A 23569-nucleotide genomic window follows, 5' to 3' on the forward strand; every position below is an offset into this window, starting at 1 on the left:
GGAGCGCTTCAGGTAGTTGGCGGTGGAGTCGACCGCTTCCGGCGGCATGTCGGCGCGATGGTCCGGGCCGACGGGGCCTGGCGCGGCGCCGCGTCGGCCGGTCCGCCGCTGCCGCGACGGCGCGGCTGGCACCGCCGGGGGCGCCTCGGCGGCCGGTGCATCGGCCTCGACCGCAGTGTCGAAAGTGCTGTCCGGCCCATCCGCCGGTACCCCGTCGAGCGCCAGGTGCGTCGCCGGTGGCTCGAACAGCGACGGGCGTCGTGGCCGGAGCTGCCTCTCCGGCTCGCCCAGCCGCACGGCGATACGGGTCAGGAAGCCGGCCATGCGTCGAGCATCCCGAGATAGTGCCGCCGCCGGACCGGGGTGAGCGCGAGGATGTCGCGCTCGCTCCAGCCATAGGCGAGGGCGAGCCGGTGGACGTCGCGCAGGGTGCGCACCGCCCATTCGCCGAGCTCGGTCCACAGGAAGGACAGGATGTCGAAGGCCGCGTGCCACCGGTGGCCGCAGGCCGGGCAGGACAGGGCGAGCTGGATGTCGGCCTGGGGGTCGAGCGCGGCGATGCGGTCCTCCACCGCCGCCACCATCTCCGCCGGCAGCTGCGGCACCGGCATCGGCACGCCGGACCGGCTGGCCGCGGTGACGCAGCGTTCCAGCAGCAGGCGCCAGCGCTCCTCCGGCCTGGCGCGCTCCGCCGCGATCTGGTCGCGGCTGGTAAGGAGGCGAAGGCTCAGCGCATAGTCGGCCCGGCGGATCTCCAGGGCATCGCCGGTGGGCGCGGCGCGCAGCGCGCCGGTCGCCGTCTCGGTCTCCAGCGTGTCGCCGCAGGCAGGACACTCGACCAGCCCCTGGATCGACCGCCCGAACAGCAGCTCGCGGAGATCGAGCAGCAAGCCGTCGCGTGCACCGATGCTGAGATCGGCGGCCGCGTCGGCATCCAGGTCGGGGCGGACCAGCCCGAGGAGAGCCAGGCCGCGCGCGACCGACGTCTCGCCGAGCCCGCGCTCCCAGAGCGCCAGGAGCTCGTCACTGCCGGGACTGCGCATGGGTGTTGCCTTATGGCCCTGTGCTTACGCTGTGGCGGCGAGCGTCGGCTCTGCCGGCTCGGGCACCGCGACGTCGCGCTCCCAGCCCTCGTTCTCCAGCTTGATGTGCTGGATGGCGACGGCGTTGGCGTTGGCGTCGAGATCCGGCAGCGCCTGGTATTCGGACACCCAGCACCGGTAGACCTTGTAGGTCAGGGCGACCTGGCCGGCCTCGTTGTAGACCTCGATCAGGATGTCCTTGCGGAAATCCTTGAGCGAGACCTCGGCGCCCAGCCCGGCCCCGATCCGCCACACCTTGCTCGCCCAGGCCTCGAATTCGAGGTCGTGGGTGACGCCGCGTTCGAGCGTGATGGCATCGAACTCGCTGCGGCCGGGCGACTTGCGACTGCTGGACGGGTCGCCGCCTTCACGATGCTTCACGACCTCGGTCGTGCGCTTCAGCATGCCGACCTTGCTGACCCCCGCGACGTACTTCCCGTCCCACTTCACGCGGAACTTGAAGTTCTTGTAGGGATCGAAGCGCTGAGCATTGACGCTGAACTGAGCCATGATCCCCTCCCGTTACGTCGCGATGTCGCCAGCGATCTGCTGGATCTTGATGACGACGAACTCGGCGGGCTTCAGCGGTGCGAAGCCGACGACGATGTTGACGATGCCGAGATTGATGTCGTTCTGGGTCGTCGTGTCCTTGTCGCACTTCACGAAATAGGCTTCGGCCGGCGACTTGCCCTGGAAGGCGCCCTGCCGGAACAGGTTGTGCATGAAAGCGCCGAGATTGAGTCGGACCTGGGCCCATAGCGGCTCGTCATTCGGCTCGAAAACGACCCATTGGGTGCCGCGATACAGGCTCTCCTCGATGAACAGCGCCAGGCGTCGGACCGGGATGTATTTCCATTCCGATCCCAGCTGATCGAACCCGTCGAGGGTGCGGGAGCCCCACACCACAGTGCCGAAGTTCGGGAAGGACCGCAGGCAGTTGATCGCCTGGGGGTTGAGCTGGCCGTTCTCACCGTCGGTCAGTTTGACGGTCGGGCCGGACACCCCGCTGATCGTCGCCTCCAGCCCGGCCGGCGCCTTCCACACGCCGCGCGCCGCATCGGTGCGGGCGAAGATGCCGGCGACCGCGCCGCAGGGCGCGAAGGATGCGACCTGCCCCTTCTTCTCCGGGTCGGGCGCCCGCACGAAGGGGAAGAACAGGGCGGCGTAGGAGCTGCGTGCCATGAAGGTGGCGTCGACGCCCTTGAGCGCCTTGGCATGGCTGTCCCAGCCGATCAGCGGATCGACGATGAACAGCGCCCGCCGCTTCTTGCAATAGGCGGTCGCGGCGTCGCGCGTCTGCAGGCCCAGATCGGCGTCGGGCTTGAGCGGCGGGATGCAGAGCAGGTTGAAGAGATCCGCCTTCTCGAGCGCCCAGATCCCCTCCTTCTTCGCCTCGAGGTCGGGCTTCGAGATGTCGTCGTTGGTGATGTCGCCGCCGTCGCCGCCGCTCTTGAACTGCTCCGAGAGGGCGTCGTCGAGAATGGGCGGCTTCTTGGGGTCGAGCGTCTTTTCGTCGACCACTCCCGCTACCAGCTTCGCCGGCACGGCCCCGTCGACACGCACCAGGGTCGAGCCTTGCTCGAGAACGGTCTTCACGTATCGCGGCGAGGCTGCGTCGGTCGACAGGTTGAGGAACTGCTCGGTCGTCCCGGTCTGGTTGTCGAGGACGGTGAGGTTGAACACCGTGTCGTCGGCGCTGCCCGGAACCGGCTCGATGCGGGCCCACAGGGAATCGCCCCAGGTGCCGTTGGCGGCCGCGACCAGTGACAAGGCGCCCGTTGGCGCCGCGGCCGCGGGGCCGGGAACGAGCTTGCTGACCGAGGCCTTCGAGGCCGCGCCGCCGCTGCCGGCGATGCGCACGATCAGCGCGTCGCCGCCGCCGTTCTGGAAGAACTGAGCGACGGCGTAGCCCAGCGTCGAGGCCGACCACAGGCCGCCGAAGGTTCGCTCGAACTCGGCGAAGCTCTGCACCCGGACCGGGTCGTTCGGTGGCCCGCGGCGCGTTCGCCCGATGAAGGCCGTGATCGACGTGGCGACGCCGGTGATCGTTCGCACGCCACTGGAAATCTCTTCGATGTAAACACCAGGATAGCTGACCATCGTCGGCATATTTGGCCTCCCTCAACGGTTGTCCGTCGGTTTCAGCGGCCGCCCTAGAACATCAAATCAAAGAGACTCTATTGCTTCGATTATTTCTTGGTTATTAAGTCAAAAACTCCAATATCCTTCTAGCAGAATAACGCAATCAAAAATATGCGTCAATCGGGGAAAAATAGCAATCTGCGCAAATCAAACAATCGAAATAATGTAAAATTCGATCAATTCACCTCACCGCTGGAGTCCGGGAAGAGTGGGTTGCAGCTGGATATAAATACTTATGGCGTTGACGGCCTGGTGCCGTGACGTTGTTCGGGCGTGCTGAGGCCGTTGTGCCGCTCCTTGCGGCAGTGCTCCCGTGCCTGCGTGTCATGGTTCAAGGATCGAATCTCGCACGGCCTGCACAGCGCCGGTGTCATCTCGGCGGTGCTTGGCACTCGGCTTCCCGGCCCAGATTCGATCTGTGCTCCACAGACTCTCGGCTCCTTCAGACGACGGCCAGGGATGGCGTCCGAACCCCGCCTCTATCGACGGTGCACACCGAAAGCGATCATTTAGTATACGTGACGTATACATAGTGTTTGACATTGTGTATTCAGCATGACATCGTGCCGGGATGGAGACGGGCGCGGCAACGCCCGCAACATGGGGAGCCTGCAGTGAAAGGCGGAAAAGACGGTCTCTACGAGGACCTGAAGCGTCAGATCCTGACCATGGAGCTCGATCCCGACGCGGATCTCGATGAGATGGCCCTGGGCGAGCGGTACGGCGTTTCGCGGACGCCGGTCCGCGAAATCTTCCGCCGGCTAGCGGGCGAGGGCTATGTCGAGATCCGGGAGAACCGCGGGACACGGGTTTCGCCGATGAGCCACGGGACGCTTCGTCAGTTCTTCCTCGTCGCGCCCATGGTCTATGCGGCGATCGGACGACTCGCGGTCCAGAACTTCAAGTCGAGGCAGCTCGCTGATCTCCAGGAAACGCAGGAGCGCTTTCGGGCCGCCACCGAGGCGAAAGACGCGCTGGCGATGGTGCTCGAGAACAACCGGTTCCACGAAATCATGGGGGAGATGTCGGGAAACGTCTATCTCCAGCCGAGCCTGGGGCGCCTGCTGATCGATCACGCCCGCATCGGGCACACCTTCTTCCGGCCGCGCGACGCGGAGATGCACCGGCGCCTCAGCCTGGCCGTCGAGCACCATGACGCCTTCATCTCGGCCATCGCTGCGCATGATGAGGAGGGTGTGGTCAGCCTCGTCTTCGACCATTGGGAGCTCTCCCGGGAGAACATGGAGCTCTACATCGCTCCGCAGGGGCTGAAGGCCGACGCCCTGGTCGAGGCAGGCGGGCCCAGACTGGAGAAATCGTCGTGAAGTTCGAAGGAATCTACACGCCGGCGATCACGCCGCACGGGACCGACGGAGCGATCGACCGGACGGCCTTCGCCGAGGTTCTCGAATCCCTGATCGCGGCGAAGGTCCACGGCATCATCATCGGCGGCTCGACCGGCGAGTACTATGCCCACACGCCGCGGGAGCGCGTCGATCTCGCGAGCTACGCCAAGGAGGTCGTCGGCACCCGCCTGCCGCTGATCGTCAGCACCGGCGCCATCCGCACCGAGGATTCGGTCGCCTACGCCAAGGCCGCGCGGGAGATCAAGGCGGACGCCATCCTGGTCACCTCGCCGCCCTATGCGCTGCCGACCGAACGGGAGAATGCGGTTCATGCCCTGACGATCGACCGTGCGGCGGACCTCCCGATCATGCTCTACAACTATCCCGGCCGGATGGGCGTCTCGATGGGCGAGGAGTATTTCGCCCGCGTCGGTCGGTCGAAGAATGTCGTCGCGATCAAGGAGAGTTCCGGCGACCTCGGCCAGGTGCACATGCTGGCCCGGCGCTTCCCCAACATCGCGCTGTCCTGCGGCTGGGACGACCAGGCGCTGGAGCTGTTCGCCTGGGGGGCGCGGAGCTGGGTCTGCGCCGGATCGAACTTCCTCCCGGCCGAGCACATCGCGCTCTACGAGGCCTGCGTCCTCGAGAAGAACTTCGACAAGGGCCGGCGGATCATGATGGCGATGATGCCGCTCATGCATGTCCTCGACGGCGGCAAGTTCGTGCAGTCGATCAAGTATGGCTGCGAGCTGGCGGGGCTGAAGGCGGGCGGCCTGCGCGCACCGCTCCGGCCGCTCAATGAGGACGACAAGCGCGGGCTCAGGACCGTCGTCACCACGTTGAAGCGGACGGTCGCCCAGATCGCCTCGGGAGCGAACCATGCATGACCTTCTGACCGCTGCCGAGTATCGGGCGATCGCGGAGACGCTGACGGTTTCCGGCAACGCCTTCATCGACGGCGCCTTCCGCCCTGCCGCCTCGGGCAGGACCTTTCCGACGGTCAATCCAGCGACCGGCGAGACCCTTGCCGAGGTCGCCGCCTGCGACGCGGCGGATGTGGATTTCGCCGTGGCCAAGGCGAAGGAGGCCTTCGAGGACGGACGCTGGCGGCAGCTTGCTCCGGGCGAGCGCAAGGCCGTGCTGCTGAAGCTCGCCAAGCTGATGGAGGAGAACCGGCACGAGCTCGCGGTGCTCGAGAGCCTCGACAGCGGCAAGCCGATCCGGGAATGCCAGACGGTCGACGTGCCGGACACGATCCACACCATCCGCTGGCACGCGGAGCTGATCGACAAGATCTATGACAGCACCGCGCCGGTTGCCGCGACTTCGCTCGCGCTGGTCGTGCGCGAGCCGATCGGGGTCGTCGGCCTGGTGCTGCCGTGGAACTTCCCGCTGCTGATGCTCGCCTGGAAGATCGGGCCGGCGCTGGCGTCAGGCTGCTCGGTCATCGTCAAGCCGGCCGAGCAGACATCGCTGTCGACGCTGCGCGTCGCCGAGCTTGCGATCGAAGCCGGGGTTCCGGCCGGAATCTTCAATGTGGTGACCGGCACCGGCAAGGACGCCGGCGAGCCGCTCGGGCTGCACGACGACGTGGCGATGGTGAGCTTCACCGGCTCGACCGCCACCGGGCGGCGGTTCCTGCGCTATGCGGCGGATTCGAATCTGAAACGCGTCGTGCTGGAGTGCGGCGGCAAGAATCCCGCCGTGGTGCTGGCCGACGCCGAGGACCTCGATCTCGTCGCCGAGCAGGTAGTGAACGGCGCCTTCTGGAACATGGGCGAGAACTGTTCGGCGACCTCGCGCCTCATCGTCCACGCATCGGTCAAGGACGAGCTGATGCAGCGCATCGCCGCCTATATGCGCGAGTGGAGGATGGGCGACCCGCTCGACCCGGAGAACCGGGTCGGCGCCCTCGTCAGCACGGCGCATTTCGAGAAGGTGAAGTCCTATCTCGAAGAGGCCGGCAAACCGGCTTTGGGCGGCGGCACCGAAGGCGGCATCTTCGTCGCGCCGACCGTCGTCGACAACGTGGCCCCCGGCAGCAGGCTCTTCCAGGAAGAAGTCTTCGGCCCGGTCCTCGCGGTCACCGGCTTCGAGACGCTGGCGCAGGCCGTCACGCTTGCCAACGACACGCCTTACGGCCTCGCGGCCTCGGTGTTCACCGGCAGCCTCCGCAACGCGATCCGCCTGTCGCGCGAGATCCGTGCCGGGGTGGTGACGGTGAACTGCTTCGGCGAGGGCGACGTGACCACGCCCTTCGGCGGCTACAAGGAGTCGGGCTTCGGCGGCCGCGACAAGTCGATCTTCGCCCACGACCAGTACACCGAACTGAAGACGATCTGGATCGACGTGTCCGATCGTTCGATCGACGAGATGGTCCGGTGACACAGCACCTGGTCGAGCGCCTGCCGGTCGACACCGGCCGGTCGGGGTGGGAGGCGATCTCGCATCGCACCCGTCCCGTCCGGACGCTCGACGCGGACGGGACCGCCGACTGGCTGATCGTCGGCGCGGGCTTCGCTGGCCTCTCCGCGGCGCGGCGCCTGACCCGGCTCTGTCCCGGCGCCCGCATCGTCGTGCTCGATGCGCGGGAGCTGGCGCAGGGCCCGTCCGGCCGGAACTCCGGCTTCATGATCGACGTGCCCCACAATCTCTCCTCCGGAGAGTATTCGGTCGGGGACGCGGCCGGCACGGCGCTGGAGATGGCGCAGAACCGGCTTGCCATCGCCTTCGCCAGGGAGGCTGCGATCGAGTATGGGATGTCGGCGGCGACCTTCGATCCGTGCGGCAAGATCAATGCGGCCGCGACCGGGCGGGGGCTCAAGCTCAACGAGGATTTCGCACGGTCGCTCGAGCGGATCGGCGAGCCCCTGCGCCGGATCGATGCCGCCGAAATGTGCGACATCACCGGCAGCGCCTACTATCTCGGCGGGCTCTACACGCCGGGCGCTGTGCTGATCGAGCCGGCTGACTACATCCACGCCTTCGCCGCCGGGCTCGGTGCGAAGATCGAGCTCTACGAGAACTCGCCGGTCGTGGAGCTGTCGCGGAGCGGTGGCGCCTGGCGGGCGCGCACGGCGCGCGGCTCGGTGACGGCGCCCAAGGTGATCCTTGGCGTCAACGGCCTGGTCCAGGAGTTCGGCCATTTCCGCGGCCGGCTCATGCATGTCTTCACCTATGCCTCGATGACGGCGCCCTTCACCGGAAAGGCCGGTCGCGACCGCTGGGCTCTTCTTCCTGCCGACCCGATGGGAGCCACCCTGCGCAAGATCACGGCCGGCGATGCGTCGCGAATCGTGATCCGTACGCGGTTCACCTACGACCCGGGGCTCCAGGTGTCGGAGAAGCGGGTGGCCGCGACCGCGGCACAGCAGCGGCGTTCCTTCGATGCGCGCTTCCCCGACCTCGCGGGCCTGCCCTTCGACCACAGCTGGGCCGGCCGCATCTGCCTTAGCCGGAACCATGTCCCGGCCTTCGGCGAGGTGGAGGAGGGTCTCTACTCCGCCTGCTGCGAGAACGGGCTCGGCACGGTCAAGAGCACGCTCGCAGGCATGATGGCGGCCGATCTCGCGACCGGAACCCGGTCCGACGACCTCGATCGCTACCTGAACCAACCGAAGCCGAGCCGGCTCCCGCCGGGGCCGGTTGCCGGGCTCGGGGCCCGCATGGTGATCCGCTGGCAGGAGGTGCGGGCCGGCCGGGAAGGCTGATCTCTCAGGCCAAGAAAAACGGGTTCGACGGCTTGGCCGAGCCTTGGACAACCAATTCCAACAACAGAGGAGGACGAAAAGTGAAGACGATCTGGAAGACGCTATGCGCCGTCGCCCTGGTCGGGCTGAGCATGTTGCCGGCCCAGGCCCAGGAGAAGACCATCAAGATGGGGACGCTGTCATGGGAGGATCTGACCCCCATCACCGGCATCACCAAGAAGGTCCTGGAGGACGCCGGCTATACCGTCACCGTGACGGATTTCGCCGAATGGGGCATCGCTTATGCGGCGCTGACCAAGGGCGACGTCCAGATCCTGACGTCGCAGATCGACTATGCGGCCCAGGATTACTGGAACAAGAACAAGAGCCGCCTCGAGAAGATCTCGCCGGTGTCGCACGGCCTCTACCAGGCCATTGCCGTGCCCACCTATGTCACCATCGATTCGATCGAACAGCTGAACGAGAACGCGGACAAGTTCGGCGGCAAGATCATCGGCATCGAGCCGGGGTCCGGCCTGATGCGCGACGCCGGGAATGCCGTCAAGGACTACGGGCTCGACCTGACGCTGGTCGAGGGCAGCACCGCCGGCATGACGGCGGCGCTGAAATCGGCCGTCGACCGGAAGGAGTGGATCGCGGTCGCGATCTGGGAGCCGTCCTGGATGTTCCAGAAGTTCGACCTGAAGTTCCTGAAGGATCCCAAAAGCGTCTTCCCGCCGCCGCAGGGCTACTACTGGATCGGCCAGAAGGGCTTCTCCGAAGCGAATCCCGAAGCCCGCGAGCTGATCGCCAGCGTCTTCGTGCCCAATGCCGACATCACCGCGATCAACGGCGCCGTGAAGGACGGCAAGTCGATGGAGCAGGCGATCGCCGACTGGACCGCGGCCAATGCCGGCCTGCTGAAGCTCTGGGAGAACATCAAGACGTACTGACGCCGGAGCGGCGGGCCGCCGACGCTGCGCGCGGCCCGCCAGCGGCGCATACCCCGAGGGTGGGACCATGTTTATACCGAAAACCGACACCGAGGAGGTCCTGGTGGACTGCCGCTCGGTCTGGAAGGTCTTTGGCGACCAGGCGCCTGTGGCGATGCGGGCCATCGCCGACCGTGGCCTTGGCAAGCGCGAGGTGCTCCAGCAGTTCAACTGCGTCGTTGGCGTCTCGGACGCGACGATCCAGGTCCGCCGTGGCGAGATCTTCTGCATCATGGGCCTGTCGGGCAGCGGCAAGTCCACGCTGATCCGCATGCTGAACCGCCTGATCGAGCCGAGCGGCGGGCTGGTCTTCGTGAAGGGCAGGGACCTCGCCAAGCTCGGCGCCGCCGAGCTCCGGCAGATGCGTGCCCATCACATCGGAATGGTCTTCCAGAGCGTCGCATTGCTGCCGCATCGAACGGTCCTCGAGAACGCGGCGTTCGGCCTGGAGGTGCAGGGCATCGCCAAGGCGGACCGGAATCGCACCGCCGAGGCGGCGCTCGCGAAGGTCGGCCTTGCCGACTGGCTGGAGCGCTTTCCGGCCGAGCTCTCGGGGGGCATGCAGCAGCGCGTCGGCCTCGCCCGCGCGCTTGCCGCCGACCCGGAGATCATCCTGATGGACGAGCCGTTCAGCGCCCTCGACCCGCTGATCCGCCGCCAGTTGCAGGATGAGTTCCGCCAGCTCACCAAGGATCTCGGCAAATCCGCCGTCTTCATCACCCACGACCTCGACGAAGCGATCCGCATCGGCGACCGCATCGCGATCATGCGGGATGGCGTCATCATCCAGGTCGGCACCGCGGAGGAGATCATCCTCAACCCGGTCGATGACTATGTCAGGGAGTTCGTCGCCGGCATCTCCCGCCTCCATCTCATCAAGGCGCACTCGGTGATGGTCCCGGTCGCTGCGTATCGCGTTGAACGGCCCGGGATCGACGTCTCGGCTCTGCCCGGGACCTCGCCGCAGGCCGATATCGACGAGCTGATCGATCTCACGCTCGGCGCGTTCGGCGAGGGGATCGCCGTCCGCGACGACGGAGCGGTCGTCGGCGTCGTCACCCCGCGCAGCCTGCTCCTGGCGGTGAAGGGGGCGCAGACCTCCGAACCCGCACGGAGCTGAGGGAGAGCCAGATGGATCCATCCGCCCTCGCCGACGCGTTCGACACCTGGGTCGACGATGCCTTGATCTGGGTGGGCGACCACGGCGCCTTCCTGTTCGACGGGCTGCGCGCCGCCTTCGAAGGTTTCTATGACGGCATCCTCGCGCTCCTGACGCTGCCGCCCTGGCCGGTGATCGCGGTCATCCTCGGGCTGATCGGGTGGCGCCTGATCGGCCTCCGGTTCGGCATCCTGACCGCCGTGGGCCTCGCGATCTGCTGGACCATGGGCCTGTGGCCCGAGACCATGAGCACCTTTGCGCTCGTGATCTCGTCGACCTGCCTCGCCCTTGCCATCGGCCTGCCGATCGGGGTTCTCGCCGGGCTCATGCCGAAGCTCGACCGCGCCGTCGAGCCGCTGCTCGACCTGATCCAGACGATGCCTCCCTACATCTACCTGCTGCCGGCGATCGCATTGCTCGGCTACGGCCCGGCGACCGCGCTGATGGCGACCCTGATCGTCGCGATGCCGCCGGCGATCCGGCTCACCTCGCTCGGCATCCGCCGGACGCCGAAAGAGTTCGTCGAGCTCGGGCAGGCCACCGGCATGACCCACGCGCAGATGTTCCTCAAGATCCGCCTGCCCTTCGCGCTGCCGAGCATCATGGCCGGCATCAACCAGTGCCTGATGATGGCTTTCGGCATGGTGGTGATCGCCGGCATCGTCGGCTCGGGCGGCCTCGGCGAGACGATCTACAAGGCGATCCGCACGCTGGACATCGCCAAATCGATCGATGCCGCCATCGCCATCGTCATCCTGACCATCGTGATCGATCGCCTGACCCAGACCATCGTGCGGACCGGAAGGGGCAAGCCATGACCTTCGATCTCTCCCCGGGCGCCTGGCTCGCGCCCGTCGTCGACTGGCTCAACACCAACTTTCACGGCCTCTTCGCCGCCATCAGCGCGGTGATCGAGGCGGTGCTCGGCGGCCTGCAGGCGGCGCTGCTGTTCCCGCCCGCCTACGCCGTGGTCCTGATCGCCGCCGCGCTTGCCTGGGCGCTGCTGGGCTGGCGCGCCGCGATCCTCGCCGCCGTCGCCCTTTGCTTCTGCTACCTCCTCGCCCTCTGGGACGAGTCGATGGAAACGATCGCGCTGGTCTCGGTCTCGGTGGCGATCTCGGTCGCGGTCGCGGTCCCGATCGGCATCCTCGCCGCCCGTCGGCCGCGGCTGGAGGCAGCGCTTCGCCCCGTCCTCGACGTCATGCAGACGGTGCCGCCCTGGGTCTATCTGATCCCCGCCGTGATGATCTTCAGCCTCGGCCGGGTTCCGGCGATCATCGCGACGATCGTCTACGGCATCCCGCCGATGCTGCGTCTGACGACGCTCGCCTTCAAGCAGGTGCGGCGCGACCTGATCGAGTTGGGCCACGCCATCGGCGCCGCGCCCCGCACCATACTGTTCAAGATCGAGGTCCCGTCCGCCATCCCGACGCTGGTCGTCGGCCTCAACCAGTGCATCCTGCTGTCGCTGGCGATGGTCGTGCTTGCCGGGCTGGTGGGCGCCGGCGGCCTGGGGGCGGAGGTGACGCGCGGGCTGACCCGCATGGAGATGGGCCTCGGCCTGCGCGCCGGCCTGGCCATCGTCGCGGTGGCGATCCTGCTCGACCGGATGTCGCGGGCCGTCCTGCAGCGGGGGCATGTGCAGGCGGCCCGGAGCTGAGGAGGACGGCATGGACGCAAAGACACGGATCGGCATCATCGGCGGCAATGGCTGGATCGGCGGCGCTGTCGCGCGGGCGATGGTCGGCGTGCAGCTGCTGTCGCCCGGCAATCTCACCCTCTCCTGCCGCAGCGCGCCACCCGGCTGGCTGCCCGAGGCCCATTGGACCCACGACAATCAGGGGCTCATCGACCGCTCCGACGTCGTCATCCTCTCGGTCCGTCCACAGGACTGGCCGGCGATCGAGGCTTCGGCGCCGGGAAGGCTCGTCATCTCGGTCATGGCCGGGGTGACGATCGCGGAGATCGCGTCGCGCCTCGGCACATCGCGCGTTGTCCGCGCCCTGCCGAACGCGGCGGCGGAGGTGGGCAAATCCTATACGCCCTGGACTGCGAGCGCGCAGGTGACCGACGAGGACCGCGTGACGGTGGGGCAACTCCTCGCCACCTTCGGCAGCGGGGACGAGGTCGCCACCGAGGCGGAGATCGACTACATGACCGGCCTCTCGGGCACAGGGCCGGCCTATCCCGCCCTGCTGGCCGCCGCGATGATGCGCGACGCCGCGGCCCACGGTCTTCCGCCGGAGGTCGCGCGCCGCGCGGTCGTCGCGCTGCTCGTCGGGACCGGTCGGCTCTTCGAGAAAGACGGCCAGGATCCTGACAAGACGGTGGCGGCCTTCCTCGAATATCGAGGCGTCACCGCCGCCGCGATCGAGGCGATGCAAGCGTCCGGCTTCGAGGCGGCGGTGTCGGCCGGTCTCGCCGCGGCGCTGAAGAAATCGCTCGACCTCAGCGCCGCGACATAGTGCAACCCGTGCAACGCGACGCTGCCCTCCAGTCGTTCACCGATGCGGCCCTCGGCGCCTTCGTCGAGGTTGCTCCCGGCCCTGAGGCTCGCGCGTCGCTCCGGCGCATCGCCGTCGCCTTGGCGACACCGGCTCCAAAACGGGGCAGTCCCGGAAGCCGCCTGCCGGTCTGCGCCCAGCTCGACGCCGCCCTGGCGGTGGCGACGCCGCGTGCCTCGCTCGACCGCGTGATTCAGACTTTCCGTGCCATCGAGCCGGAGCTCGAATGGGTCCGCCGGGCCAGCTATGACGAGACCGCCAGCGCCAATTTCGTCGATGGCCACGCCAATGCGATGATCTTCGGGCCCGGTGGGATCGAGGACCGCCACGACATCTCGTTCGGGGCGTCCCTGCTCGCACCGCGGGTGCGCTATACCGACCATTCGCACGCGCCGGAGGAGACCTACCTGGTGCTGTCCGACGGCGCGTTCCGCCAGGGCGACGGCGACTGGTTCACGCCGGGCGTCGGCGGTTCGCTCTACAACACGCCCTTCATCACGCACGCGATGCGCTCGGCCGACACGCCGCTCTTTGCCTTCTGGGCGCTCTGGGTCCAGCCGCAGGCGTAGCCGACGGCCGGCTACTTCCCGAACACCACCGTCCGGTTCCCCGACAGCATCACCCGTCGTTCGAGATGCAGCTTCACCGCCCGGGCCAGGACCCGGGATTCGATGTCGCGACCGATGGCGACGAGGTCGTCGGGGCTGTCGGCGTGGCTGACGCGGGCGACCTCCTGCTCGATGATCGGGCCTTCGTCGAGGTCGGCGTTCACATAGTGGGCGGTCGCTCCGATCAGCTTCACGCCGCGCTCATGCGCCTGGTGATAGGGCTTCGCGCCCTTGAACGCCGGCAGGAATGAGTGGTGGATGTTGATCGCCCGTCCCGACAGCCGCCCGGCAAGGTCGTTCGACAGCACCTGCATGTAGCGGGCCAGGATGACGGCCTCCGCACCGGTCTCCGCGACGAGCTCCAGGAGGCGCGCCTCCTGCTCGGCCTTGGTGTCGCGGGTCACCGGCAGGTGGACGAAGCGGAGGCCCGCCTCCTCGGCGATGCCACGGCCGTCCTCGTGGTTCGACACGATCGCCGCGACCTCGGCGTGCAGCCACCCCACCCGGATCTGATAGAGCAGGTGCAGCAGCGCATGGTCGAACTTCGAGACCATGATGATGATCCGAGGCGGCTGCATGGCGTCGATCACCTGCAACTCCATGCCGAACCGCACGACCGCGGGCGCGAGCGCGCGCTCAAGCCCGGCCGGATTGACAGTCGCCGGGCCGATGAAGGCGATGCGGAGGAAGAAGCGGTCGGTCGTGCGGTCCCAATACTGGGCGCTCTCGGTGATGTTGCCGCCGAGGTCGGCGATGGTCCCGGTGACGGCGGCGATGATCCCCGGGCGGGCGTCGCACGACAGGGTGAGGATGAGGGACGTGTCGGGCATCAGCACCCCGGCAGGTTCACGGCGAGTCCGCCGGTGGAGGTTTCCTTGTACTTCACGCTCATGTCGCGGCCGGTCTGGTGCATGGTCTCGATGCAGGCATCCAGCGGCACGACGTGGTTGCCGTCGCCGCGCAGCGCGAGCGAGGCGGCGGCGACGGCCTTGATGGCGCCGAGGCCGTTCCGCTCGATGCAGGGGACCTGGACAAGGCCGCGGATCGGATCGCAGGTCATGCCGAGATGGTGTTCGAGCGCGATCTCGGCGGCATTCTCGATCTGCGCGTTGGTGCCGCCCAGGGCAGCACAGAAGCCGGCCGCGGCCATGGCCGCGGCGGAGCCGACCTCGCCTTGGCAGCCCACCTCGGCGCCGGAAATCGAGGCATTGGTCTTGATGATCCCGCCGACGGCAGCCGCGGTCAGCAGGAAGTCGCGGATGCCGTCATGGGTCGCCCCGACGCAGTGGTCGCGATAGTAGCGGATGACGGCCGGCACCACCCCGGCGGCGCCGTTGGTGGGGGCGGTGACGATGCGGCCGCCGGCGGCATTCTCCTCGTTCACCGCCATCGCATAGACCGAAAGCCATTCATTGGCGGCATGGGGCTGGGCCCGGTTGGAGCCACGCTCGGCGAGGAGGGCCTGGTGGATGGCCCGCGCCCGGCGTCGCACCTTGAGGCCGCCCGGCAACGTGCCGTCGACGGCAAGGCCGCGGTCGATGCACGCGTCCATCGCCTGCCAGATGCGGTCGAGGCCGGCATCGAGATCGGGTCCCTCATTGGCGCGCTTCATCGCGGCGATGCCGAGGCCGGCGGCGTCGCCCATGGCCAGCATCTCCGCGGCGGTGGCGAAGGGATAGGGGCGGGCGGTGTCGTCGGACAGTGCGCCGCGGTCGTCGAGCTCGCTTTGTGTGAGGACGAAGCCGCCGCCGATCGAGTAGTAGGTCTCGGCGAGATGGAGGTTGCCGGCGGCGTCGAAGGCGCGAAGCACCAGGCCGTTGGCATGGCCGGGCAGCGGCGGGCCGTAGTCGAAGACGACGCCGGTGTCCGGGTCGAAGGCGAGCGGGCCGATGCCGGGGACGTCGATGCGGCTGGTCGCCTTCAGCCCGGCTTCGCGGCGCTCGGCCTCGTCGGGATCGAGGGTCTCCGGGCGGAAGCCGAGCAGGCCGAGGATCACGGCCCGATCGGTGGCGTGGCCCTTGCCGGTGAAGGCAAGGCTGCCGTGAAGACTGGCTTCGAGCCGGGCGGGGGCGCCGGAGCCGGGTTCGCGGCCGGCCCCAGCGCGGAGCGCGTCAAGAAAGCGGCTGGCGGCGAGCATCGGGCCCATGGTGTGGGAGCTCGACGGGCCGATGCCGATCTTGAAGATGTCGAAGACGCTCAGGAACATGCGGCCTCCGAGCCTGATCCGGGCCACGCGCCCGGACCATCATAGCGGTGAAATCGTGAACGTCAGTCGGCGTAGATCGGGTGCGCGGCGCACAGGCGGCGGACCTCGGCCTGCACCTCGGCCTCGACGGCGGCGTCGCCCTCGGGGCCGGCGGCGGCGAGGCTCTCGACCACCGTCAGCACCAGCTCGCCGACACGACGGAACTCGGCCTCGCCGAAGCCGCGGGTGGTGCCGGCGGAGGTGCCGAGGCGGATGCCGGAGGTCACGAACGGCTTCTCCGGGTCGAAGGGGATCGCGTTCTTGTTGCAGGTCAGGCCGGCGCGCTCCAACGCCCGCTCGGCGTCGCGGCCCTTCACGCCCTTCGGGCGCAGGTCGACCAGCACCATGTGGCAGTCGGTGCCGCCTGAAACGATGTCGAGGCCGCCGGCCTGGAGTGTCGCGGCCAGCGCGCGGGCATTGGCGATCACCCTGGCGGCATAGCCCTTGAACGACGGCTGCAGCGCCTCGCCGAAGGCCACAGCCTTGGCGGCGATGACATGCATCAGTGGGCCGCCCTGGTTGCCGGGGAAGACGGCGGAGTTGAGCTTCTTCGCCAGCGCCTCGTCATTGGTCAGGATGATGCCGCCGCGGGGGCCGCGCAGGGTCTTGTGGGTGGTGGAGGTGACGACATGGGCGTGCGGCACCGGGTTCGGATACAGCCCGGCGGCGATCAGGCCGGCATAATGCGCCATGTCGACCATCAGGATCGCGCCGACCTCGTCCGCGATGGCGCGGAAGCCGGCGAAGTCGATCTCGCGCGGATAGGCCGAGGCGCCGGCGACGATCAGCTTCGGCCGGGTCTCGAGCGCGCGGGCGCGCACCGCGGCCATATCGATCAGCTGGTCGCTCTCGCGCACCTGATAGTCGACGACGTCGAACCACTTGCCCGACATGGTGACGGGCGAGCCATGGGTCAGGTGGCCGCCATGGGCCAGCGACATGCCCATGATCCGGTCGCCGGGCTGGAGCAGCGCGAGGAACACCGCCTGGTTCGCCTGCGCGCCGGAATGCGGCTGGACGTTGGCATATGCGGCGCCGAACAGCTGTTTCACCCGGTCGATGGCGATGGTCTCGACCTCGTCCACGAACTCGCAGCCGCCGTAGTAGCGCTTGCCCGGGTAGCCTTCCGCGTACTTGTTGGTCAGGACGGAGCCCTGCGCGATCAGCACGTCGCGGGAGACGATGTTCTCCGAGGCGATCAGCTCGATCTGGTCCTGCTGGCGGCCGAGCTCGCGCGCGACGGCGGCGGCGACGGCGAGGTCGGTGAGGTCGGACAGACGGGGGGCGGCGGTGTCGGGCATGGGCGTGTCCCTTGTCTTGAGCCTAGAGGCCGGCGGCGAGTTCGCGGGCGGCGAGATCGAGCAGCGCCCGGACATGCGGAGTGAACGAGCGCCAGGCGGTCAGGTGGAAGCGGTCATCGGCCTCGCGGGTCAGCACGACCTGGACGGTGTCGAAGACGGTGCGGGTGCCGGCGCCTGTCGGCATCCGGGCTAGGTCGAGCGGGCAGCCGGTGGCCAGCAGGTCGAGCACGGCCGGGCCTTCGAGCGCGAGGGTGATCTCGCGGTCGGAGACCTCGACGGCGCTGAGGGGCAGGCGCGCGGCGAGATCGCCGAGGGTGGCCGTGAGGGCGGCGCCGGCGGCGGCGGGCGCCTCGACCAGCCACTCATCGGGGCCGAGGCAGAGGGCGCTGCGGTCGCCGGCCACGGCGCGCAGGCCGATCCGGGACGGGAGGTCCAGGCCGAGTGCACCGGCGGCGGCCTCGCGGTCGGCGAGGCGGAGCGAGATTCGCGTGGCCGGGGGCAGCTCGGTGATCGTCACGGCGGCGAACCGCGTGTTCAGGGTGTCCATGGCGCTCTCCATCTCAGGCCCTGAGCCGGGTGCCGTCGGGGTCGTAGAAGACCGTGCTGGCGACGATTCGGGCCTTCAGCGTCCGGTCCGGCATCGGGATGTGCAGCGTCTCACCCTCGCGGTCGCGGCCGTCGACCACGACGGCCATGGCGATCGACCGGCCGAGCGCCTCGCTCCAATAGGAGGAGGTGACGTGGCCGAGCATGGTCATCGGCTTCGGCTGGCCTGGATCGGCGACGATCTGGGCGCCTTCCTGCAGCACGGTCTTCGGGTCCTCGGTCAGGAGGCCGACCAGCTGCTTGCGCCCCTTCGCCACCATGTCGGGGCGGGCCAGGGACCGCTTGCCGACGAAGTCGGGCTTGGCCTTGCCGATCGCCCAGGACAGGCCGGCATCGTCAGGGGTCAGCGTGCCGTCCGTGTCCTGGCCGACGATGATGTAGCCCTTCTCGGCGCGCAGCACGTGCATCGTCTCGGTGCCGTAGGCGCAGATGCCGTATTGCTGTCCGGCCTGCCACAGCGTCTCCCAGAGGGCGCGGCCGTGGCGGGCGGGGACATTGACCTCGAAGCCGAGCTCGCCGGTGAAGGAGACGCGGAACAGCCGTGCCGGCAATCCCGCGACCGTGCACTCCGCGACCGCCATGTGCGGGAAGGCGGCGTCGGAGAGGTCGAGACCCTCGACCAGCGGTTCCAGCAGCTTGCGGGCGTTCGGGCCGTTCAGGGCGACCGTCGCCCATTGCTCGGTGGTCGAGGTCAGCCAGACCTTCAGCTCGGGCCATTCGGTCTGGAGGTAGTCCTCCATCATGTTCAGCACCCGGGCGGCGCCGCCGGTGGTGGTGGTGACGTGGAAGCGGTCCGGCGCCAGCCGGCCGATCACGCCGTCGTCGCGGATGAAGCCGTCCTCGCCGAGCAGCAGGCCGTAGCGGCAGCGGCCGACCCCGAGCTTCGCCCAGGGATTGGTGTACATCCGCTCCATGAAGGTGACGGCGTCCGGTCCCGCCACCTCGATCTTGCCGAGGGTCGAGGCGTCGAAGATGCCGAGCGAGGCGCGGGTCGCGCGGCACTCGCGGGCGACGGCGGCGTGCATGTCCTCACCCGCCTGCGGGAAGTACCAGGCACGGCGCCACAGAGCGACCGGCTCGAACACGGCGCCGGCGGCCTCGGCCCAGGGGTCGATCGGGGTCTTGCGGGTGACGTCGAAGGTCACGCCCTGGTGGTAGCCGGCGAAGGTGCCGAAGGTGGTTGGGGTGTAGGGCGGCCGGAAGGTGGTGAGACCGACCTGCGGCGGGGCCTTGGCCAGCGCGTCGGCGGCGATCATCAGGCCGTTGATGTTCGACATCTTGCCCTGGTCGGTCGCCATGCCGTTGGTGGTGTAGCGCTTGACGTGCTCGATCGAGCGCATGCCCTCGCGCACGGCCAGGCGGATGTCCTTGGCGGTGACGTCGTTCTGGAAGTCGATGAAGGCCTTGGCGGTGGCCGGGTTGCGGTCGGTCGGCAGCTCCTTGAGCGTGACGCCGGTGCCGCTGCGGTCGGCGCTGACGGTGTAGGCCTGCGCATCGGCCGCGCGGCCGGCGTCGCGGGCGGCCCGGGCGCCGGCGGCGGCGCCGTCGGCCAGCGCGGCGGCGATGCCCCAGAGGCCGCGACCGGCGCCGGCGATGTGCACCGCCTCGTTCGTCTTGCCGGGGAGGAAGGCCTGCAGGGCATCGTCCCAGGCCAGGCGGCCCTGGGTGTGGCTGAACAGGTGCAGCGAGGGCGTCCAGCCGCCGCACATCAGCACGGCGTCGCAGGCGATGGCGCGGGCGGCGCCGGCCCTGCCCTCGCGCAGCGGGTTGACGCGCAGCGCCTTGACTCGCAGGCGGCCCCGGGTGCCGGTGGCGGTGTGGCCGAGCAGGACCTCGATGCCGAGCGCGCGGGCGCGGTCGATCAGGGCGGCGTCCACCGCGGGGCGGAGATCGACGATGGCGGCCGGCTTCACCCCGGCCTCGGCGAGGTCGAAGGCGGCGTGCCAGGCGCTGTCATGGGCGGTGACGACCGACGGGCGATCGCCGACCTTCACGCCGTGGCGGTTGAGGTAGGTCTGGGCGGCGCCGGCGAGCATGACGCCGGGGCGATCGTTGCCGTCGAAGACGAGCGGCTTCTCCAGCGCGCCCTGGGCCAGCACGACCTGGCCGGCGCGGACCTTCCACAGCCGCTCGCGCGGCGCGCCCTCCGGCGCGGTCGCGAGGTGGTCGGTGACCTTCTGGCAGAGGCCGAGGAGGTTCTGGTGGTAGTAGCCGATCGCCGTGGTGCGCGGCATCAGGGTGACGTTCGGCAGCCGGCTGAGCTCGGCCAGGGTGGCGGCAAGCCAGTCCCAGGCCGGCTTGCCGTCGATGACGACGGCAGGCTCGGAGAGGAGGGAGCCGCCCGGCTCGGCGTTCTCGTCCACGAGCATGACGGAGGCGCCGGAGCGGCCGGCGGCCAGCGCGGCGGCGAGGCCGGCCGGGCCGGCGCCGACGATCAGGATGTCGGTGTGGGCGAAGCGGGCGGCGTAGCGGTCGGCGTCGGGCTCCGATGGCGAGACGCCGAGGCCGGCGGCGTTGCGGATCACGGGCTCGTAGACGCGGTCCCAGAAGGCGCGCGGCCACATGAAGGTCTTGTAGTAGAAGCCCGCCGAGAACAGCGAGCCGAGCCGGTCGTTGATCGCGCCGAAATCGAAGGCCAGCGAGGGCCAGCGGTTCTGGCTGGTCGCGTCGAGGCCGTCGCGCAGCTCCTGGACGGTGGCGCGGGTGTTCGGCTCGAAGCGGCCGGGGCCGCGGCGGGTGCCGACCAGGGCATTCGGCTCGTCGGAGCCGGCGGAGACCACGCCGCGGGGGCGATGGTACTTGAAGGAGCGGCCCATGAGGTGGACGCCGTTGGCGAGGAGCGCCGAGGCGAGGGTGTCCCCGGCCAGGCCCTGATAGGCCTTGCCGTCGAAGGTGAAGTGCACGGGGCGGCTGGAATCGACGCGGCCGCGGCCCGGGATGCGGTGGCTGGTCATTCGCTCCCTCCCGTCAGGCGGGCGAGGTCCGGGCGGGGTTCGCCCGCCTTGTAGGTCAGCAGGAACCGGTCGGAGACGGTCTCGCGCACCGCGTTGAAGAAGCGGGCGCAGCCGTTGACGTGGCGCCAGCGCTCGAAATGATGGCCGCGCGGGTTCGAGCGGATGAACAGGAAGTCGCGCCATTCCTCGTCGGTGAGCGTCGAGGGATCCGCGGGGCGGGCGATATGCGCCTCGCCGGCATAGGCGAATTCCAGCTCCGGCCGGTCCTGGTCGCAATAGGGGCAGTGGATCAGCAGCATGGGCGGGTCCTCAATGCGCGACCGCGGCCGCGGCGGCCTCGTCGATCAGCCGGCCGGTGGTGAAGCGCTCGAGCGTGAAGGGGGCGTTGATCCGGTGCGGCTCGTCCCGGGCGATCGTATGGGCGAAGACATGACCGGAGCCGGGCGTCGCCTTGAAGCCGCCGGTGCCCCAGCCGCAATTGACGTAGAGGCCGGGGACCGGGGTCTTGCCCAGGATCGGCGAGCGATCGGGCGTCACGTCGACGATGCCGCCCCATTTCCGCAGCATCCGCATCCGGCGGAAGATCGGGAAGATCTCGCAGATCGCGGCCACGGTGTGCTCGATCAGCGGCAGGCCGCCGCGCTGCGAATAGCTGACATACTGGTCGGTGCCCGAGCCGATCACCAGTTCGCCCTTGTCGGACTGGCTGATATAGGCGTGCACCGTGTTCGACATGACGACGCAGGGGAAGACCGGCTTCACCGGCTCGGACACCAGCGCCTGCAGCGGATAGCTCTCCAGCGGCAGGCGGACGCCGGCGGTCTCCATCACCACCGAGGTATGGCCGGCGGCGGAGACGGCGACCTTCTTCGCGGCGATGAAGCCCCTGGCCGTCTCGACACCGGTGACCCGGCCGTCCGGCCCGCGGCGGATCGCCGTGACGGGGCAGTTCTGGATGATGTCGACGCCGCGCGCCGCGGCGCCGCGGGCATAGCCCCAGGCGACCGCGTCGTGGCGGGCCGTGCCGGCCCGGCGCTGCAGGGCCGCCCCCATCACCGGGTAGCGGGCGGTCGGCGAGATGTCGAGCGGCGGGCAGAAGCGCTTCGCCTCCGCCGCGCTCAGCCACTGGTTGTCGACGCCGTTCAGGCGGTTCGAGTGGACGTGGCGTTGGAAGGACTGCACGTCGTGGACGTTGTGCGCCAGCATCATCACGCCGCGCTGCGAGAACATGACGTTGTAGTTCAGCTCCTGGGACAGTCCTTCCCACAGGTCGAGCGCGTGGTCGTACAGCCGCGCGCTCTCGTCATAGAGATAATTCGAGCGGATGATCGTGGTGTTGCGCCCGGTGTTGCCGCCGCCGAGCCAGCCCTTGTCGATCACCGCGACATTGGTGACCCCATGCTCCTTCGCCAGGTAATAGGCCGCGGCGAGGCCGTGGCCGCCGGCCCCGACGATCACCACGTCGTAAGCCGCCTTGGGCTGCGCATCCGGCCATTGCGGCGTCCAGTTCTTCTGGCCGGTCAGCGCGCCCTTGATGACCTGGGCGAAGGAGAAATGCGTCATGCGGGCCTCCCCGAATTTTCCGGCGGATGAATGCCGGAATTCTGGGTGTCCGGGCTGTATGGAAGCGTCAGAAATGTTGTACGCTGACGGCAGCAGGGGTCGGCAAATGGCGAAGCTGAACGTCGGTTTCATCCTCGCGCGGCGATTCACGCTCTGCGCCTTCGCGAACTTCGTCGACGTCCTGCGGCTGTCGGCCGACGAGGGCGACCGGTCGCGCCCGATCCTGTGCGGCTGGAAGGTCCTGTCGCCGACGACGGACCCGATCGCATCGAGCAGCGGTGTCTCGGTCCAGCCCGACGAGCGGCTCGGCGATCCGGCGCGGTTCGACTATCTCGTCGTCGTCGGCGGACTGGTCGACGAGATCGAGAAGCTGCATCCCGACACGGTGGGCTTCCTCGGGCGCGCCGCCGAGGCCGGGGTGCCGCTGGTCGGGGTCTGCACCGGCACCTTCGTCCTGCACCGGGCGGGGCTGATGCAGGGCTATCGCGCCTGCGTCAGCTGGTTCCATCACGAGGATTTCCTCGAACGGTTCGACGGGCTGGAGCCGGTCTCGGACCAGATCTTCGTCGTCGACCGCGACCGGCTGACCTGCTCGGGCGGGATCAGCTCGGCGCATCTCGCGGCTTTCATCGTCGAGCGCCACCTGGGCCGGGCGCGCGCCGCGAAAAGCCTGCACATCATGATCATCGACGAGGCCATGGCGGCGGAGGAGCCGCAGCCCGGCATGCCGCTGGCGCTCGCCACCGGCGATGCGCTGGTGCAGAAGGCTCTTCTCGTCATGCAGCAGTCGATCGACGCGCCGCTCTCGATCGGGCGGGTGGTGGCGCGGCTCGGGGTCAGCCGGCGGAAGCTCGAACGGCATTTCCGGGAGGCGCTGCGGATGACGCCGCTGCAGGCCGACCGGGTGATCCGGCTCGACCAGGCAAAGCACCTGCTGCAAACGACCGGGCGGTCGGCGACCCGGATCGCGGCCGACACCGGCTTCTGCGACCTGCCGCATCTGATCCGGGCATTCCGCGCTTCAGAGGGAATGACTCCGGAAGCCTTCCGTCGGAGCCGGGCGCCGGCCTGACCACATCACCGACAACCCGACCTGTGCCAAGAGACAGGGTGTCCCATCCTTCGATGTGCCGGACTACCGGTCGGCACAATGGAGGCGGGTCCCGCGATCCGCGATCCTTCGCTTCCAGGCGCCGGCCGTGACGTGAGGGCCTCCCTCGACCGGTGCCCGTTCGCGAGAGGTGGACCCATGAAGATCGTCGTCACAGGCGGGACCGGCCTGATCGGTTCGAAGGTCGCCGCCATTTGGCAGGCACGTCGCAGACCGTTCGCGACCGTCCGCTTGCCATCCGGCTCGAGCAGAAGCTGATGGATGCCG

Annotated in this window: 22 protein-coding genes and 1 pseudogene; 12 read left to right on the top strand and 11 right to left on the bottom strand. The window is 68.9% G+C overall.

Going from position 1 to position 23569, the window contains the following annotated elements:
- From FFK22_RS35375 to FFK22_RS35390, 4 genes and pseudogenes are all read right to left on the bottom strand, one after another.
- A pseudogene (locus FFK22_RS35375) lies at positions 1–324 on the bottom strand (hypothetical protein); the annotation flags it as partial.
- On the bottom strand, positions 309–1043 hold the full coding sequence (locus tag FFK22_RS35380; protein WP_138887352.1) for a phage baseplate protein: 735 nt from the start codon (positions 1041–1043) through the stop codon (positions 309–311). The pseudogene FFK22_RS35375 and the gene FFK22_RS35380, both read right to left, overlap by 16 nt.
- A 24-nt stretch (positions 1044–1067) precedes the next feature.
- Entirely contained in the window at positions 1068–1592 is a 525-nt protein-coding gene (locus FFK22_RS35385) for a phage tail protein (RefSeq protein ID WP_138887353.1), read from the bottom strand.
- A 12-nt stretch (positions 1593–1604) separates the two neighbouring features.
- Positions 1605–3137 carry a phage tail sheath subtilisin-like domain-containing protein gene (locus FFK22_RS35390; protein WP_221939092.1) on the bottom strand — a complete coding sequence of 511 codons (1533 nt, stop codon included), beginning with the start codon at positions 3135–3137 and terminating at the stop codon, positions 1605–1607.
- A 701-nt stretch (positions 3138–3838) separates the two neighbouring features.
- Here FFK22_RS35390 and FFK22_RS35400 point away from each other — a divergent pair.
- The 10 genes from FFK22_RS35400 (at position 3839) to FFK22_RS35445 (ending at position 13483) form a co-directional block, all read left to right on the top strand.
- Positions 3839–4549 carry a GntR family transcriptional regulator gene (locus tag FFK22_RS35400; RefSeq protein ID WP_138887456.1) on the top strand — a complete coding sequence of 237 codons (711 nt, stop codon included), beginning with the start codon at positions 3839–3841 and terminating at the stop codon, positions 4547–4549.
- Positions 4546–5457: a dihydrodipicolinate synthase family protein gene (locus FFK22_RS35405; protein WP_138887356.1), complete on the top strand. Its 912-nt coding sequence runs from the start codon at positions 4546–4548 to the stop codon at positions 5455–5457. Before FFK22_RS35400 ends, FFK22_RS35405 begins: the two co-directional genes overlap by 4 nt.
- The gene (locus FFK22_RS35410) at positions 5450–6955 is read left to right on the top strand and encodes an aldehyde dehydrogenase (protein WP_138887357.1); all 1506 of its coding nucleotides are present in this window, start codon (positions 5450–5452) and stop codon (positions 6953–6955) included. The genes FFK22_RS35405 and FFK22_RS35410 overlap by 8 nt, the downstream gene beginning before the upstream one ends.
- Positions 6952–8280 (top strand): FAD-binding oxidoreductase, encoded by a 1329-nt coding sequence (locus tag FFK22_RS35415; RefSeq protein WP_138887358.1) that lies wholly within the window; start codon positions 6952–6954, stop codon positions 8278–8280. The genes FFK22_RS35410 and FFK22_RS35415 overlap by 4 nt, the downstream gene beginning before the upstream one ends.
- Positions 8281–8360: 80 nt before the next feature.
- A complete protein-coding gene (locus tag FFK22_RS35420; RefSeq protein WP_186002838.1) occupies positions 8361–9212 on the top strand; it encodes a glycine betaine ABC transporter substrate-binding protein in 852 nt (283 codons plus the stop codon).
- Between the two features lie 154 nt (positions 9213–9366).
- Positions 9367–10371 carry a glycine betaine/L-proline ABC transporter ATP-binding protein gene (locus tag FFK22_RS35425; protein WP_221939094.1) on the top strand — a complete coding sequence of 335 codons (1005 nt, stop codon included), beginning with the start codon at positions 9367–9369 and terminating at the stop codon, positions 10369–10371.
- Between the two features lie 11 nt (positions 10372–10382).
- Entirely contained in the window at positions 10383–11228 is an 846-nt protein-coding gene (locus FFK22_RS35430; RefSeq protein WP_138887360.1) for a proline/glycine betaine ABC transporter permease, read from the top strand.
- Positions 11225–12070 (top strand): proline/glycine betaine ABC transporter permease, encoded by an 846-nt coding sequence (locus FFK22_RS35435; RefSeq protein WP_138887361.1) that lies wholly within the window; start codon positions 11225–11227, stop codon positions 12068–12070. Before FFK22_RS35430 ends, FFK22_RS35435 begins: the two co-directional genes overlap by 4 nt.
- 10 nt (positions 12071–12080) lie before the next feature.
- Positions 12081–12875 carry a pyrroline-5-carboxylate reductase gene (locus tag FFK22_RS35440; protein ID WP_138887362.1) on the top strand — a complete coding sequence of 265 codons (795 nt, stop codon included), beginning with the start codon at positions 12081–12083 and terminating at the stop codon, positions 12873–12875.
- Positions 12876–12883: 8 nt separating this feature from the next.
- A complete protein-coding gene (locus FFK22_RS35445; RefSeq protein WP_138887363.1) occupies positions 12884–13483 on the top strand; it encodes a dimethylsulfonioproprionate lyase family protein in 600 nt (199 codons plus the stop codon).
- A gap of 11 nt (positions 13484–13494) precedes the next feature.
- Here the strand turns inward: FFK22_RS35445 and purU are convergent, their stop codons facing one another.
- From purU to FFK22_RS35480, 7 genes are all read right to left on the bottom strand, one after another.
- Positions 13495–14352 (bottom strand): formyltetrahydrofolate deformylase, encoded by an 858-nt coding sequence (purU, locus tag FFK22_RS35450; RefSeq protein ID WP_138887364.1) that lies wholly within the window; start codon positions 14350–14352, stop codon positions 13495–13497.
- On the bottom strand, positions 14352–15728 hold the full coding sequence (locus FFK22_RS35455) for an L-serine ammonia-lyase (RefSeq protein ID WP_138887365.1): 1377 nt from the start codon (positions 15726–15728) through the stop codon (positions 14352–14354). The genes purU and FFK22_RS35455 overlap by 1 nt, the downstream gene beginning before the upstream one ends.
- A 62-nt stretch (positions 15729–15790) precedes the next feature.
- Positions 15791–17068, bottom strand: a complete 1278-nt coding sequence (gene glyA / locus FFK22_RS35460; RefSeq protein ID WP_138887366.1) for a serine hydroxymethyltransferase — start codon at positions 17066–17068, stop codon at positions 15791–15793.
- 22 nt (positions 17069–17090) lie between these two features.
- The gene (locus FFK22_RS35465) at positions 17091–17615 is read right to left on the bottom strand and encodes a sarcosine oxidase subunit gamma (protein ID WP_138887367.1); all 525 of its coding nucleotides are present in this window, start codon (positions 17613–17615) and stop codon (positions 17091–17093) included.
- Between the two features lie 13 nt (positions 17616–17628).
- A complete protein-coding gene (locus FFK22_RS35470) occupies positions 17629–20628 on the bottom strand; it encodes a sarcosine oxidase subunit alpha (protein ID WP_138887368.1) in 3000 nt (999 codons plus the stop codon).
- Positions 20625–20927, bottom strand: coding sequence for a sarcosine oxidase subunit delta (locus FFK22_RS35475; RefSeq protein ID WP_138887369.1), 303 nt, complete (start codon positions 20925–20927; stop codon positions 20625–20627). Before FFK22_RS35475 ends, FFK22_RS35470 begins: the two co-directional genes overlap by 4 nt.
- Positions 20928–20937: 10 nt before the next feature.
- The gene (locus FFK22_RS35480; protein ID WP_138887370.1) at positions 20938–22191 is read right to left on the bottom strand and encodes a sarcosine oxidase subunit beta family protein; all 1254 of its coding nucleotides are present in this window, start codon (positions 22189–22191) and stop codon (positions 20938–20940) included.
- A 106-nt stretch (positions 22192–22297) separates the two neighbouring features.
- Here FFK22_RS35480 and FFK22_RS35485 point away from each other — a divergent pair, with 106 nt between their 5' ends.
- Positions 22298–23263 (top strand): GlxA family transcriptional regulator, encoded by a 966-nt coding sequence (locus FFK22_RS35485; RefSeq protein WP_221939095.1) that lies wholly within the window; start codon positions 22298–22300, stop codon positions 23261–23263.
- 177 nt (positions 23264–23440) lie between these two features.
- Entirely contained in the window at positions 23441–23560 is a 120-nt protein-coding gene (locus FFK22_RS35490; protein WP_138887372.1) for an NAD(P)-dependent oxidoreductase, read from the top strand.
- Positions 23561–23569: the final 9 nt, after the last annotated feature.

The organism is Mycobacterium sp. KBS0706 (genome assembly GCF_005938675.2).
Lineage (GTDB): Bacteria > Pseudomonadota > Alphaproteobacteria > DSM-16000 > Inquilinaceae > Inquilinus.